Here is a 14,249-nt window from a genome sequence, read left to right on the forward strand (position 1 = left end):
TGTTGCTGGAGAAACAGTGTTTATTAACGAAGAGAGCTGAGCTGTCGCTCTCTTTGCTGTAACTCTGCAATGTTGAACTGACGTACATCTAGCGTCGCCAAATCGTTACACTCTTTGCATGAATGGTGACATTTACCGTCAACATAATCGTGCTTAGTTAGCATGTTTGGTTTCTTACACCAGTCACACACGCCTTCAATCGTAAACATAAATTCTCCCCACCTTTATTTTTTTAGGTGCTATTTTCGCAACGTAGTATGACATAAAGCACGTGTCTTGGTTAAGTATTTGTTACGTTTAATGGGAGGGTGATCGATTGCGCGCCCTTATTTTTAAAGACTTGGCGAATTTGGGTAAACAAATATGAATCTAATTGTAACTATTTATTAACATGAGCGAGAATGACTTTTAAAGCTTGATTAAGGCGCTTCATTTCTTCCTCACTGCCTTTAAGATCTGGGTGATAGATCTTACACAGTTGCTTGTATCTCAGCTTAACTTGTTTCTCTGGCGGGATCTTGGTTGGGCTGTAACCGAACAGGGCACATGCGAGGGTTAGTGGTTTCTCTTTCGGACTCTCTTTAACAGCTTGCTTCGGTGCAGATTGCTGTTTCTTGATATGGCGATACATGGCTTCCATCTGGCGCTTTTGCTGTTTGAGGGTATCGTCCTTACGCTTCAGCTCTCGTTCGAGTTTTACATGCTGTCTTTGAGTATCAGAATCACTTGTATTTGCTGCCTGGCGCAGAGCATTATTGGTCTTCAATAACCAAATCACAACCGCAATGCTGGCTAGAAGTAAGCCAACTAATGCATAGATTGTGTTGTTACCTGCCTGCTGACTGCGCGAGACCGACTTAGCCTTTGGACTCAGTTCTATCTGTTGATGGTCGAAGGCGACTTCCAACTGGTCAATGGCCGCCACCTGTTTCGCTCTGCGAGCATTAAACTGTTGCTCCAGAATACGGGCGTAATCATCCTCAGCCTGCGGATCGTTTTTCGCGGCTTCCTGATACCAGAGCTCAGCGAGATCCAGATTGCTCGGTTGTTGTTTTAAGCTCTCGTAGAGTTGACCTAACAGCAATGCTGCCTGAGCATCATCGGACAGAGCGGCTTTATTGAGCCAGAAAATCGCATTTTCGATGTCTACCTTAGTTCCCTTTCCTTTGAGGTAAGCTTGACCAAGGTGAATAGCTGCAGATTGATTGCCATTTTCCGCCGCTTGTTGATACCAATAAAAGGCTTCAGAATCGGATAATTCGACACCATCTCCCTGACGATACCTTTCAGCGAGTTCTAGCTGGGCATGAACATTATTGTTTTGGGCACTTTGAGTCAGTTCCTCTACCGTTTGGCCAAAGCTGAAGGCTGAGTAAGCAAGCAGTAGAAGGGGTAGAATGCGCAAATTAACCTCGGAACACGATTGGTAAGCAGATGGTATTTGCTAAGTATATCAATTAGTCAGGAAAAATTGATAACAATCGAGCAGATTTGATGCAACGGATAGAAAATTGGCTTCCGAAGAAGCCAATTAAAATCTTTGTACTTAAGGAAGTGTCATTACTTAAGAGGCAGGATTTGGATCTCTACACGGCGGTTACAAGCGCGACCTTCAGTAGTGCTGTTAGTACATAGTGGGTAACGTTCGCCATTACCACGAGCGATAGCACGGCCAGCAGCAACACCTTGAGAAACAAGGTATGAACGAACAGATTCAGCACGGCGCTCAGACAGAACCTGGTTAGTGGTATCGCTGCCAGTGCTGTCAGTATGACCGTCAATAACCAGGCTAGTATCTGGGTATTCAACAAGGATTTGCGCTACACCACGTAGTGTATTGTGGATGCTTGAATCAAGCTGGTAAGAGCTAGACTGGAAGCCAATACCGTTTTCGAGGCGAAGTAACAGCTGGTTTTCGCCAACGCGTTCAACCTGAACACCAGAGTTCAGCAGTTGTTTACGTAAAGCAGCTTCTTGTTGGTCGAAGTAGTAACCAACACCGCCACCAACTGCCGCACCACCTGCAGCACCGATTAGGGCGTGCTTACGACGTTCTTTCGCATCATCACCTGTTGCAAGACCTACGGCAGCACCAGCGATAGCGCCAATTAGCGCCCCCTGAGTTGCAGAGTTAGTCTCAGTCTCACCGGTAGTGGCATTTTGGCGTTGCGTCGCCTGACAGCCAGAAAGTGCGATTGCTACTGCTAGAGCAAGTGTGATTTTTTTCACGATAACATCTCCGTGTATCATTATATTTTAAGCCAGACCCATGTCCGGTTTTTGGATGACAGTGAATAAACCTGATGGCCTTTATTATGTCAATTTTATCTAGCTTATTTGACCAAAGATTAACGGTAGCTGAACGAAGATTGCACTATCTGAGCATTTTGGGCGCTTGTGCGCCATCGATTGGGCGGTTTACAGAAACGGTGCGACCTTTCTTCAGACCAACTTCATAATCTTCAGTTAAGTTCTTCATCGCCTCTCTTAATTGCTGCTTAAACGTTTCGCGGTCGATGTTTTTAAACTCTTTGTCGATGTAGTCGTCGATCTTCTTCGCTGATTCTTCATCTGGACTGATGATAGGCAGCTTTTCCAGAGCACCTTCTACCCAGCCTGATAAGAAGGAGTTCACACGACGAGTAACTTCACCTGAAGGGGTACCAGAGCCAGCAAAACCGTTACGGAAACGGCCTGTCTGTTCATTCATTTCGCGATAAATGATGTCGAAGGCGAAAGCAGCAAAAATAGCGCGGTCCGCTTCACCGATAAACTCTACTCGTTTGAGGCCTTTGTGGTTAAGCAGTACTGCTTCAACGCCAAACTTAGTGTTAATGCCACGAATGATACGCAACAAGTTAGAGCCTACGTTGGCAGGGAGGAGGTGGGTCGACTGTGTTTTGCCCATCTTGATAAACTCGATATCGTCTTTATCGAGGCCATATTTAAGCATCAAACGATGAGCCATTTTGATCGCATTGGCTGCTTCGTTGACGTTGGCTGAATTACCAAGCTCTAAACATTTCGCAATTTTTTTGAGGGCTTTTTGTTTATCCATCGACCGCTGTATGTCTCACATATTTAGCAAAGTCGGACATTTTAACGTTTTCCGATCAAAAACGGAAATACGTTGTAGTTATATAATGAGTAGGCGTGAGGAAGTCGCCACCGTATCAGGGTGGCGATGTCTGGTTGATAATAGAGTTGGCGAGTTTAGATGCCTAACTCATCAAGCAGGTCGTTAGCGTTGCTTTCTTCACCCGCTGGGCTTTTCGTCTCTTTGCTTGCTTTCATCTTCTGTTGAGTCTGCTCCAGAATTGTATCCGGGCAATCGTCCTCAGCCGCTTCAAATTCCTCAAGCTGGATGAATTCAGTCTTATCCATTGCCAGCTCTAAATAGAAGATATTGCCTTGCTCAGTAGAGAAGGTGACTCGGCGCGCTTGTGGGCGATCAAGATTGGTATCAACAGATAGATTAACCTGTTTGTTCAGAGACAGCATTTTAGGTTGGTTCTGGGTGATATGCGTTTGCAGATCTTTACGAACCTGGTTAGTAAAGTGACCGACCAATTGGTTCATCAGTTCACCAAGTACGTCAGCCACCTCATCAGAAGTGTGGAGAACGGCAAGCTCTTCTTCTGGCATACCCATATTGCGCATGTAGTTGGTATAGACTTCCAGTGCTGCTTTAGCGGTGAAGTTTATGACCACCAGACCAGAGAAACCGCCGTCAAACAAGACGAAACAGCCAAAGTCTGGCTTGAGGCTGGTTTTAGTGATTTTCTGCACCATTGCAGAGTAGGAAACATTAGAGCTCGTAGCAGAGGTCAGAACCCCTGAAACGGACTGGCATAACTTTAAAAGGATGTCTTCTGTTGTGATTACTTTATTTTTTTTCATGGATGATTCGCTCATAGAAACACTTTAAACAGGATCAATTATTTATAAGTGTGGGAAAAAAATGCGATAACTTCCATTCTGACACTGCATTTCTGTTTTGATCACCCTTTTAAATGTTGTAAAGTGACCTGATTCAAATAATAGTTTTTTACACTTTAAGCGAACCCAGTGCTGATAGGATCGGCGTCGTAGGGGGCAGGAAGCAAATGTTACCAAGATTACATTCACAATCGGATGTGGATCCGATCGTACTCACCTTTCTCGAACAACTCAAAGCAGACGGTTTTAGTGGCGATATCGAAAGCCAGTATTCAAGCCGACTTGCGGTATCAACCGACAACAGTGTTTATCAGCAACTGCCTCAGGCGGTCGTTCACCCAAGAACTACGCAAGACGTTGCATTGATCGGTAAATTAGCCATCCAGCCACAGTATGAGAGGGTGACATTCTCACCTCGTGGAGGTGGTACAGGTACCAACGGTCAGTCATTGACCAAAGGTGTTGTGGTCGATTTATCTCGCCATATGAACAAAGTGCTGGAGATTAACGAAGACGAAGGTTGGGTTCGGGTACAGACCGGTATCGTTAAAGATCAGCTTAATGATGCTGTTCGTCCATACGGTTATTTTTTCTCTCCTGACTTATCGACCAGTAACCGCGCGACGCTGGGTGGTATGATCAATACCGACGCTTCGGGTCAGGGGTCACTGAAGTACGGTAAAACGTCAGATCACGTGTTGTCTCTTCAGGCGGTATTCGCTGACGGTTCATGCTTAGAGTCTGACCTCTCTCATGGTATGCCAGCAGAAGGTGAGTATGCCTTTGATGCTTACAACACCACTGAGCGAATCTGTCGTGAAAAACGTCAGCAGATAGAAGCTAAATTTCCTCCGCTAAACCGCTTCCTAACCGGCTACGACCTTAAGAACGCACTGGATACTGATACAGACCAGTTTAACTTTACTCGCGTTCTGTGTGGCGCTGAGGGCTCATTAGCTTTTATCACTGAAGCCAAGCTTAACCTGACGCCAATTCCGAAAGCTCGTACCCTGGTTAACATCAAATACAGCAGCTTCGATTCGGCACTGCGTAATGCACCGTTTATGGTCGAAGCGAAAGCCTTATCGGTAGAAACCGTTGACTCTCGAGTACTCAACCTCGCTAAGCAAGATATTGTCTGGCATACGGTTAGCGATTTGCTGACGGATGTTCCGGGCAAAGATATGCAAGGCATCAACATGGTGGAGTTTGCCGGTCAGGATGAACAAGAAGTTGAGCAACAGGTAAGCGCTTTGTGTCAGCGTCTTGATCAAATGCTGGCTACTGAAGATGCGGGAATTATCGGCTATCAGGTATGTGACGATGTTGCCAGCATAGGTCGTATCTATAACATGCGTAAAAAAGCGGTCGGCCTGCTTGGGGCTGCGAAAGGTCGAGCTAAACCTGTCGCATTCGCTGAGGACACCTGTGTTCCACCAGAAAATCTGGCCGACTTTATCGCTGAGTTCCGCGAGTTGCTAGATGCTAAGTCGCTGAACTACGGTATGTTTGGCCACGTTGATGCCGGGGTTCTCCACGTTCGTCCTGCTCTTGATCTTTGCGATCCGAAGCAAGAAGCACTGATGCACCAGATTTCTGATGAAGTGGTTAAGCTGGTGGCGAAATATGGCGGTTTGATGTGGGGTGAGCATGGTAAGGGCTTCCGCTCTGAATACGGTCCGGAGTTCTTTGGTGAAGAGCTGTTTACCGAGCTTCGTCGTGTTAAGGCGGCATTTGACCCGCACAACAAGATGAACCCGGGCAAGATCTGTACTCCGATTGATAGCAATGAAGAGTTGGTTAAAGTCACCGATGTTAAGCGTGGCTACTATGACCGTCAGATTGATGTGCAAGTGCGTGACAGCTTTAAACAAGCGATGGAGTGTAACGGTAACGGCCTGTGTTTTAACTACGACACTTCTTCGCCAATGTGTCCTTCGATGAAAGTGACCGCAGACCGTCGCCATTCACCAAAAGGCCGTGCCGGAATGGTACGCGAATGGTTACGTCAGTTGACCGAGCAGGGTGTCGATATTCTTGACCTCGAAAAGCAAACGCTTGAGGACAACTCGACCATTAAAACGATGATCGAAAGAGTACGTAACACAATTAACAAACGTCATGAGTATGACTTCTCCCATGAAGTTTATCAGGCAATGAATGGCTGTCTGGCGTGTAAAGCGTGTGCCAGCCAGTGTCCGATTAAGGTTGACGTACCTAGCTTCCGCTCTCGTTTCCTCAATATCTACTACTCACGTTACCAGCGACCGGTGAAAGACTACTTGGTGGCGAACATTGAAAACATGCTCCCTGTATTGGCGAAGGCACCTAAGCTGGTCAATGGTGCGCTTAAGCAGCAGTGGGTACAGGACTTAACCGCTAAGTCGGTTGGCTATGTTGATTCACCGTTACTGTCTGTCCCGACTCTGGAACAGCGCACTTCAGCACTTAAAACGTTCGATCTTCAACAACTGGCTGCAATGTCTAAACAGGACAAAGCAGATCACGTTGTTATTGTTCAGGACCCGTTTACCAGTTACTACGATGCACAAGTAGTCGAAGATTTCGCAACCTTGGTTGGCAAGTTGGGCAAGACGCCAGTATTACTTCCGTTCAAACCTAACGGTAAAGCACAGCACGTTAAAGGATTCCTCAAGCGTTTTGCTAACAGTGCTGCTAATACGGCCGCCTTCTTGCAGCAAGTCGCAGATATTGGCGTTCCTCTGGTGGGCGTAGACCCTGCGTTAGTGCTTTGTTACCGCGACGAATATCAGGAAGTGTTGGGCGATAAGCGCGGTGACTTCGAAGTACTAACTGTTCATGAGTGGTTAGAGCCTAAACTGGGTGAGTTTGAGCAACGTCCTGCTAGTGAAGAACAACCTTGGTATCTATTTGCGCACTGTACTGAGAAAACCAAAATGCCAAACGCTGAAAAAGAGTGGGGGGCAATTTTCGCTCACTTTGGTGCTCGGCTAGACACCGTGCCGGTTGGCTGTTGTGGTATGGCAGGGACATTTGGTCATGAGGTCGATAAGCTGCAAATGTCGAAAGACATTTATGGTTTGAGCTGGAAACCTCGTTTGCAAGATTTACCAAAAGAGCGTTGCCTGATAACAGGCTATTCGTGCCGCAGTCAGGTTAAGCGTTTCGAACAGGTCAAAACCCAACATCCTCTGCAAGCATTGTTGCAAATAGTCTAAAATCAATAGCTCAGCCATTTACGCTGAGCTATTTTTATTTTATTGGTATCAATTTAGGGAACATCTATGGATAAGTTGGAACGTAAAATTCCGCCAGTAGCGCTGTTTGTGCTATTTGTTGTTGCCATTAACCACTTGAGTCATGAGTTTCTCGCTTTTTCGGTTAGCCTACCATTAGGCTGGCTGGTATTCGCAGCGTGCTTTGTTATCGCTGGGTTTGTCGGTCTGGCAGGGGTGTATGAGTTTCGCCGAGCCCAAACAACCGTCAACCCAATCAAAGTCGACGATGCTTCGTCGGTGGTGGACTCAGGAATTTTCTCTTATACCCGTAACCCAATGTACTTGGGGCTGTTTTTATTACTGTTCGGTTTTGCCTATTGGCAGCAAAATATATTGGCGATCTTGTTTAGCTTTACCTTTATTGCATACATGAACCGTTTCCAAATCTTGCCCGAAGAGCGGGCACTAGAATCTTTGTTTGGCGCAGAGTATTTAGATTATAAACAGCGAGTCAGACGCTGGATTTAAACATGGATTCGCTGCGAGCTACAAAAAAGCCCTACCAATCTGGTAGGGCTTTTTGCTCTATTAGTGCTTAAGCGATACTTGGCAGTATAGACTCAGGCATTAAGTGGTTGTGTACTGCCAGCAATAGAAGCGCGTTCGCTGCTTCGATATCTGGAGCAAAGTAACGGTCTTTGTCGTAGAAGCTCACTTTCTCACGCAGGATATGTTTTGCTTCCTCGATACGTGGTGAAGACTTGTTTGGCGCGCGGAAATCCAGACCTTGTGCCGCCGATAAGTACTCAACCGCCAGAATACCACGAGTGTTCTCCGCCATATCACGCAGGCGACGACCGGCAAAGGTTGCCATTGAAACATGGTCTTCCTGGTTGGCTGATGTCGGTAAGCTATCTACTGAAGCTGGGTGAGCTAAGGTCTTGTTTTCGCTTGCCAGAGCCGCAGAGGTTACCTGCGCAATCATAAAGCCAGAGTTAACACCACCATTATCTACCAGGAATGGCGGAAGCTTGCTCAGTGCACTGTCGATGAGCAGTGCCATACGACGCTCAGACAGGCTACCGACTTCAGCAATTGCCAGAGCAAGGTTATCCGCAGCCATAGCAACAGGTTCAGCGTGGAAGTTACCACCTGAGATGATGTCGCCATCGTCTGCAAACACGAGAGGGTTGTCCGATACAGAGTTAGCCTCTACCTGAAGGATGTCTGCAGCGTTGCGGATCTGCTGTAAACATGCGCCCATTACCTGTGGCTGACATCGCAGCGAGTATGGGTCCTGAACCTTCTCACAACTCGTGTGTGATTCACCAATCTCACTGGTGTTATCCAGTAAGTGTCGGTAAGCCGTTGCTGCATCCATCTGACCACGGTGACCACGAACGCGGTGAATACGTGGGTCGAACGGACGACGACTACCCAGAGCGGCTTCAACTGACATTGCACCACACACCGTTGCTGATGCAAACAAGTCTTCCGCTGCGAACAGACCTTCAAGTGCAAATGCTGTTGATGCCTGAGTACCATTAAGTAGCGCCAGACCTTCTTTTGGCGCCAGCGTAATTGGTGTCAGGCCTGCAATCTTCAGTGCTTCAACGCCTGAGATGATTTTGCCGTTGTGGCGTGCCTGACCTTCACCAAGCAGAACGGTACTCATATGCGCAAGCGGGGCAAGGTCGCCAGAGGCACCTACAGACCCTTTTTGCGGTACACATGGGTAAACTTGCGAGTTGACCAGGTCAATCAGCGCCTGAATGACTTTAAGGCGAATACCAGAGTAACCACGTGACAGGCTGTTGATCTTAAGAACCATCATCAAGCGAACCGTTTCGTCTGACATAAACTCGCCGATACCTGCAGCGTGTGACAGTACGATACTCTTTTGCAGAGTTTCCAGATCCTCTGGTGCGATGCGAGTGTTCGCCAACAGACCAAAACCAGTGTTGATGCCGTAAACAGTGCGGTCTTCAGCGATCACCTGCTCAACTACCTGAGTACTCTCATCAATGGCTGGGATTGCCTCTGGGTCAAGAGTCAGATTGATTGGTGAACGACTGATTTTACGTAGCACTGGAAGGCTAAGTTGTCCCGGCTTAAGCGTTAGATTCAACATCTTCATCATCCTTATTTAAGCTTCTTTAGTTCTTCGTTAAGCATTGGCAGATCCAGCCCCTGGTCTGCAGCGCACTGTTTAGCGATGTCGTAACCCGCGTCAGCGTGACGCATAACACCTGTTGCAGGGTCATTGTGCAGTACGCGAGCAATACGCTCAGACGCATCCTGACTACCATCACAACAGATAACCATACCTGAGTGTTGCGAGAAGCCCATACCAACACCGCCGCCGTGGTGTAGTGAAACCCAAGTCGCACCGCCAGCTGTGTTTAGTAGCGCGTTCAGTAGTGGCCAGTCTGAAACTGCATCAGAGCCATCCATCATGCCTTCTGTTTCGCGGTTAGGGCTGGCAACTGAACCAGAATCAAGGTGGTCACGACCAATTACGATAGGCGCTTTCAGCTCGCCATTTTTAACCATTTCGTTGAATGCCTGACCCAGACGCTCACGGTCTTTCAGGCCCACCCAACAGATACGTGCCGGAAGACCCTGGAACTGAATACGCTCACGTGCCATATCCAGCCAGTTGTGTAGATGCGGATTGTCTGGGATCAGCTCTTTTACTTTCTGGTCTGTTTTGTAGATATCCTCTGGGTCACCTGACAGAGCAGCCCAGCGGAAAGGACCAATACCTTCACAGAACAACGGACGAATGTAAGCCGGAACGAAACCAGGGAAGTCGAATGCATTCTCAACGCCTTTCTCCAGGGCCATCTGACGGATGTTGTTACCATAGTCCAGTGTTGCACCACCGCGCTCTTGCAGTGTTAGCATCGCTTTGACCTGAATCGCCATTGACTCTTTAGCTGCGTCAACAACGGCAGCTTCGTCTTTAAGGCGCATTTCCGCTGCGTGCTCCATAGACCAGCCAATTGGCAGGTAACCATTCAGAGGGTCATGCGCAGAGGTTTGGTCAGTGACCACGTCAGGCGTGATGTTACGCTCTACTAGCTCAGGGAAGACATCGGCAGCGTTGCCTAGCAGGCCAACGGATACCGGTGTTTCTGATTCATAAATAATCGCCAGAGCTTCATCCAGACTTGTTGCCTTCTTATCAACATAACCAGTACGCAGACGGTAGTCTATACGTGATTCATCACATTCAACGGCAATCATTGAGAAGCCGGCCATAGTTGCTGCCAGAGGCTGAGCGCCACCCATGCCGCCAAGACCACCGGTCAGAACCCAGCGTCCTTTAGCGTTACCGTCAAAGTGTTTCTTCGCTACTGAGACGAAAGTCTCGTAAGTGCCCTGAACGATGCCTTGTGATCCGATGTAGATCCAGCTGCCTGCTGTCATCTGACCGTACATCATCAGACCTTGCTTATCTAACTCGTTAAAGTGTTCCCAGTTAGCCCAGTGTGGTACCAGGTTTGAGTTGGCAATAAGTACGCGAGGTGCATTTTTATGAGTAGGGAACACACCAACAGGTTTGCCTGATTGCACGACCAGTGTTTGGTCGTCTTCCAGACGCTCCAGTACTTCAACAATCTTGTCGTAACACTCCCAGTTGCGCGCTGCGCGACCAATACCACCATACACGACCAAAGAATGCGGATGCTCAGCAACGTCAGGATCTAAGTTGTTCATCAGCATACGAAGCGGTGCTTCTGTTAGCCAAGATTTTGCTCTCAATGTCGTGCCGTGTGGCGCGCGAATGGTTCTGGACGTATCGAGACGCTTATCTTCTACTTGGCGTTCCGTCATGGTAAGACTCCTTGTGGTTCACGTTATTCAGGCAAACAGGGGGCTAGGGCGCATAATGCACCTGCAGGCTAGCCACCGCCTGATGGGTTATTATTTTTCGGAAAAAGCGTTTGCTATATCCCAACACAGTCGGGCGGCCAAACGTGCAGTCTGACTATCGACATCGTAGGTCGGGTTGTATTCAGCAATATCCGCAATGACCAGTTTTTGCTTGTAATGCAGAATTCGTTCGATAAAGGGGGCGATCATGTCGATGCTGACGCCGCGAGCTGCAGGAGCGCTTACTCCGGGAGCCGTTGCTGCAGGGAATACATCCAAATCTATGGTCAGATAGATGTAGTCACACTTATCGATAAAGTGCTGCAGTTGGGTCAGGTGGTAGACATGGTTCAAATGCGCAAGATCTTTATCTTCGACGTACCAAACGCCAAGGTCGTCTGCGCGCTTAAACAGCGCCTCAGTGTTACTTGCGCGGCTAACACCTAAGCAGGCGTAATGGAAAGGCCAGTCGTGCATCGCGCAGTAGTGTTGAATTTGATTGAATGGTGTACCTGAACTCGGCTTGATTTCAGGGTGCTCGCTTTCAAACGCGCGTAAGTCAAAGTGAGCATCAAGATTGATGATGCCGATTTTTGGTGGCGTAGCCGGATTGAGGTATTCAAAATACTTAGCCAAACCCTGGAAGGACGCCCACGCGACTTCGTGACCACCACCCAGTGTGATGACTGGTGTGGATCTCAGAGCGGTGGCAATCACGTCAGCACACTGTTCCTGACTTTGCTCAAGCAGATCATCATCACAGATGACATTGCCCAAGTCGATCAGCGCACTTTGTTTGTGCCAAGCCATATTTGCCAGTGCGCGGCGGATTAGGTCAGGTGCCCGGCGAGCACCAATACGGCCTTTATTACGCGCGACACCTGCATCACTACAGAAACCTAACAGACTGACAGCATTATGGTATGGCTGAAGTTGATCAACCTGCATCTGTTTGATGACATGGTGAACGCGTTTTCCGAGTGGACCGTCTTCCACGTCGTGGCGACCTTGCCAGTGAAACTCTTGGTTTGTGATTACGTGATTAGACATGATCCAACTCTCCGGCAACAAGACGTGCAGCTAAACGCGGGGCGCCTTGGAAATAGCTAAACTCGGCTGGGTGATTCACGTCCCAGATTGCAAGGTCTGCATCGAAACCTGTTGCGATTTGTCCTCTGCTGTCACCGTAACCGAGTGCCTGAGCTGCATTAACCGTTACTCCACGCAACGTTTCTTCAGGTGTTAATCCGAATAATGTGCAGCCCATATTCATCATCATAGTCAAATCTGCAAAAGGTGAGGTGCCCGGATTCAAATCAGTGGCAATTGCCATCGGTACATTGTGTTGACGTAGCAGATCAATCGGCGGTAGCTGTGTCTCTTTTAAGAAGTAGAATGCGCCGGGAAGCAGGGTCGCGACCGTGTTTGACTTAGCCATAGCCTCAACGCCAACTTGGTCAAGAAACTCAATATGATCGGCAGACAAACCACCATATTGAGCTGTTAATGCAGTACCCCCAAGGTTAGACAATTGCTCAGTATGACCTTTCACTTTGAGACCGTGTTTAATCGCTGCCTGAAAGACCTTCTCTGTCTGTTGCAGGTTAAAACCAATCGATTCGCAAAATACGTCAACACTGGTCGCTAGCTTTTCCTCAGCGACGAGCGGAATGATCTCGTGGCAGACTAAATCAATGTAGTCGTCGGCACGACCACGGTATTCAGGTGGTAAGGCATGAGCTGCTAAAAGCGTCGTGGTGATACGAATTTTTCGGTGTGCTTCGAGCGCTTTTGCTGCACGAAGCATCTTGATTTCGTCATCAATAGTCAGTCCGTAGCCGGATTTGACTTCGACAGACGTGACGCCGCTTCGAATCAAACCATCTAAACGCGGCAGTGCCAGCTCAGTCAGCTGGTCAACAGAAGCCTCGCGTGTCGCTCGGACTGTTGACAGAATACCTCCGCCTTGTTTGGCAATCTCCTGATAGGGTACACCTTTGAGGCGCTGCTCGAATTCGTCTGCACGACTGCCTGCAAAGACAAGGTGAGTATGACAATCGATAAAGCCAGGCGTGACCAGTCGACCTTCACAATCAAATACATTATCCCCTGAAGCAACATCTGACTCAGATAACTTGAGGATTCGGCCCTGTTCGATATGAATATTGCACAGAGGAGAAACAGCGTAACCATTACTTCCTTGGGTCATGGTTACGACTCTGGCATTGGTTAAAATTAATTCATCAACAGGCTTCATAGTAATACTCATAATCAAATGTATATACAAATACTGGTTCAAGTTAGCTAATTGATCAAGTGCGATGTTGCAAAAATGTGATCAGTAAAAAGTATGAAATGCTCTAAGAAAGAAGAACTTTAGAGCTTAATTTGTAACGAGTACCCGGATGGTAGAGTAATGCAGTGCTTACCAGCTTTTCCTGGCTCCATGTTCTGCGATTAAGTAGCAGGCAAGGTTCATTGACTGCCAGACGCAGTGCCGATCGAACACTCTCATCAGCGACTATCGCTTCAACGGTATGCTCAATGGCACTTAGCGGGCAGTTTTCAGACAGATACTGGTTGGGCGTAATCTGTGAAAAGTCTTGTTGGAGATAGTTGGGAGCGTAGCTAGCATTGACCCAGCGCAGCTCAAGCTGGATAGGAGACTTGTCTTCAAAGTGGATGATTTCACTATAAAAGACGCTGCTACCCAACATGACGCCCAACTTCATGGCAACCGCATCATCGGCAGTGAGAGCAACCTGCTTCACCACCTTGCTGCTATACGCTTTGCCACGCTGTTCAACTTCTTTAGCAATGTTACGAATATCGAGTAGTGGAGACTCTGCTTTATCATCAGGGGCACAGACAAATGTCCCCAGACGTGGCCGTCTGACCAGGCGACCTTCAGACACAAGATCACGAATCGCTTTATTAACGGTCATACGACTGACATTGAACTGTTTGGTCAGTTCAAGCTCGGTTGTGATACGATGCCCGACTGGCCAGTAGCCCTGATCAATCTGTTCGGCGATATACTGTTTGATCTGGAGGTAAAGTGGTGAATTACTCATAACATTGAACTTATTAATTGACTATACAAATGGTTATACATTTAGCCAGATAATGCAAGTGTCAGCGGCTAATTAGACCGGGAACTGACTCTGGGCGCACGTTTTATTGTCAAATGATGAGAAAGAACTTGCTTAAAGCCATGAGGCACGTTAAATC

General features: G+C 47.8%; 12 protein-coding genes. 2 read left to right on the plus strand and 10 right to left on the minus strand.

Translation table 11 applies throughout. The annotated features are described in order from the left end of the window. Positions 1–23: 23 nt before the first annotated feature. The 5 genes from RH46_RS01440 to RH46_RS01460 all read right to left on the minus strand — a co-directional run bounded on the left by RH46_RS01440 (position 24) and on the right by RH46_RS01460 (position 3,900). Positions 24–209 (minus strand): hypothetical protein, encoded by a 186-nt coding sequence (locus tag RH46_RS01440; RefSeq protein WP_006877616.1) that lies wholly within the window; start codon positions 207–209, stop codon positions 24–26. A 170-nt stretch (positions 210–379) separates the two neighbouring features. After that, positions 380–1,405, minus strand: coding sequence for a tetratricopeptide repeat protein (locus RH46_RS01445; RefSeq protein ID WP_006877617.1), 1,026 nt, complete (start codon positions 1,403–1,405; stop codon positions 380–382). A 155-nt stretch (positions 1,406–1,560) separates the two neighbouring features. After that, positions 1,561–2,229 carry a YiaD family glycine zipper/OmpA-like lipoprotein gene (locus RH46_RS01450; protein WP_006877618.1) on the minus strand — a complete coding sequence of 223 codons (669 nt, stop codon included), beginning with the start codon at positions 2,227–2,229 and terminating at the stop codon, positions 1,561–1,563. Between the two features lie 145 nt (positions 2,230–2,374). Further along, positions 2,375–3,058: a DUF2786 domain-containing protein gene (locus RH46_RS01455; RefSeq protein WP_006877619.1), complete on the minus strand. Its 684-nt coding sequence runs from the start codon at positions 3,056–3,058 to the stop codon at positions 2,375–2,377. Positions 3,059–3,213: 155 nt separating this feature from the next. After that, positions 3,214–3,900, minus strand: coding sequence for a DUF3334 family protein (locus RH46_RS01460; RefSeq protein ID WP_006877620.1), 687 nt, complete (start codon positions 3,898–3,900; stop codon positions 3,214–3,216). A 206-nt stretch (positions 3,901–4,106) separates the two neighbouring features. Between RH46_RS01460 and ydiJ the strand changes: the two genes are divergently transcribed. Further along, positions 4,107–7,139: a D-2-hydroxyglutarate dehydrogenase YdiJ gene (gene ydiJ / locus RH46_RS01465; RefSeq protein WP_006877621.1), complete on the plus strand. Its 3,033-nt coding sequence runs from the start codon at positions 4,107–4,109 to the stop codon at positions 7,137–7,139. Between the two features lie 66 nt (positions 7,140–7,205). Next, on the plus strand, positions 7,206–7,667 hold the full coding sequence (locus RH46_RS01470; RefSeq protein WP_006877622.1) for a methyltransferase family protein: 462 nt from the start codon (positions 7,206–7,208) through the stop codon (positions 7,665–7,667). A 67-nt stretch (positions 7,668–7,734) separates the two neighbouring features. On the opposite strand, the gene hutH is transcribed toward RH46_RS01470, so the two are convergent. The 5 genes from hutH to hutC form a co-directional block, all read right to left on the minus strand. After that, positions 7,735–9,279 (minus strand): histidine ammonia-lyase, encoded by a 1,545-nt coding sequence (gene hutH / locus RH46_RS01475; protein ID WP_174263831.1) that lies wholly within the window; start codon positions 9,277–9,279, stop codon positions 7,735–7,737. Between the two features lie 2 nt (positions 9,280–9,281). Continuing rightward, a complete protein-coding gene (gene hutU, locus RH46_RS01480; RefSeq protein ID WP_006877624.1) occupies positions 9,282–10,979 on the minus strand; it encodes a urocanate hydratase in 1,698 nt (565 codons plus the stop codon). Positions 10,980–11,069: 90 nt separating this feature from the next. Continuing rightward, positions 11,070–12,068, minus strand: coding sequence for a formimidoylglutamase (gene hutG, locus RH46_RS01485; protein WP_006877625.1), 999 nt, complete (start codon positions 12,066–12,068; stop codon positions 11,070–11,072). Then, a complete protein-coding gene (gene hutI / locus RH46_RS01490; protein ID WP_006877626.1) occupies positions 12,061–13,275 on the minus strand; it encodes an imidazolonepropionase in 1,215 nt (404 codons plus the stop codon). The genes hutG and hutI overlap by 8 nt, the downstream gene beginning before the upstream one ends. A gap of 103 nt (positions 13,276–13,378) precedes the next feature. Further along, positions 13,379–14,092 (minus strand): histidine utilization transcriptional repressor HutC, encoded by a 714-nt coding sequence (gene hutC / locus RH46_RS01495; RefSeq protein WP_006877627.1) that lies wholly within the window; start codon positions 14,090–14,092, stop codon positions 13,379–13,381. Between the last annotated feature and the right edge of the window lie 157 nt (positions 14,093–14,249).

It is taken from the genome of Vibrio brasiliensis LMG 20546 (assembly GCF_000189255.1).
GTDB lineage: Bacteria > Pseudomonadota > Gammaproteobacteria > Enterobacterales > Vibrionaceae > Vibrio > Vibrio brasiliensis.

Excerpts from the sequence above, each read along its gene's own strand:
- RH46_RS01440 (WP_006877616.1), bottom strand. The coding sequence starts at position 209 with ATGTTTACGATTGAAGGCGTGTGTGACTGGTGTAAGAAACCAAACATG.
- RH46_RS01455 (WP_006877619.1), bottom strand. The coding sequence starts at position 3,058 with ATGGATAAACAAAAAGCCCTCAAAAAAATTGCGAAATGTTTAGAGCTT.
- RH46_RS01460 (WP_006877620.1), bottom strand. The coding sequence starts at position 3,900 with ATGAAAAAAAATAAAGTAATCACAACAGAAGACATCCTTTTAAAGTTA.
- ydiJ (WP_006877621.1), top strand. The coding sequence starts at position 4,107 with ATGTTACCAAGATTACATTCACAATCGGATGTGGATCCGATCGTACTC.
- RH46_RS01470 (WP_006877622.1), top strand. The coding sequence starts at position 7,206 with ATGGATAAGTTGGAACGTAAAATTCCGCCAGTAGCGCTGTTTGTGCTA.
- hutH (WP_174263831.1), bottom strand. The coding sequence starts at position 9,279 with ATGATGAAGATGTTGAATCTAACGCTTAAGCCGGGACAACTTAGCCTT.
- hutU (WP_006877624.1), bottom strand. The coding sequence starts at position 10,979 with ATGACGGAACGCCAAGTAGAAGATAAGCGTCTCGATACGTCCAGAACC.
- hutG (WP_006877625.1), bottom strand. The coding sequence starts at position 12,068 with ATGTCTAATCACGTAATCACAAACCAAGAGTTTCACTGGCAAGGTCGC.
- hutI (WP_006877626.1), bottom strand. The coding sequence starts at position 13,275 with ATGAAGCCTGTTGATGAATTAATTTTAACCAATGCCAGAGTCGTAACC.
- hutC (WP_006877627.1), bottom strand. The coding sequence starts at position 14,092 with ATGAGTAATTCACCACTTTACCTCCAGATCAAACAGTATATCGCCGAA.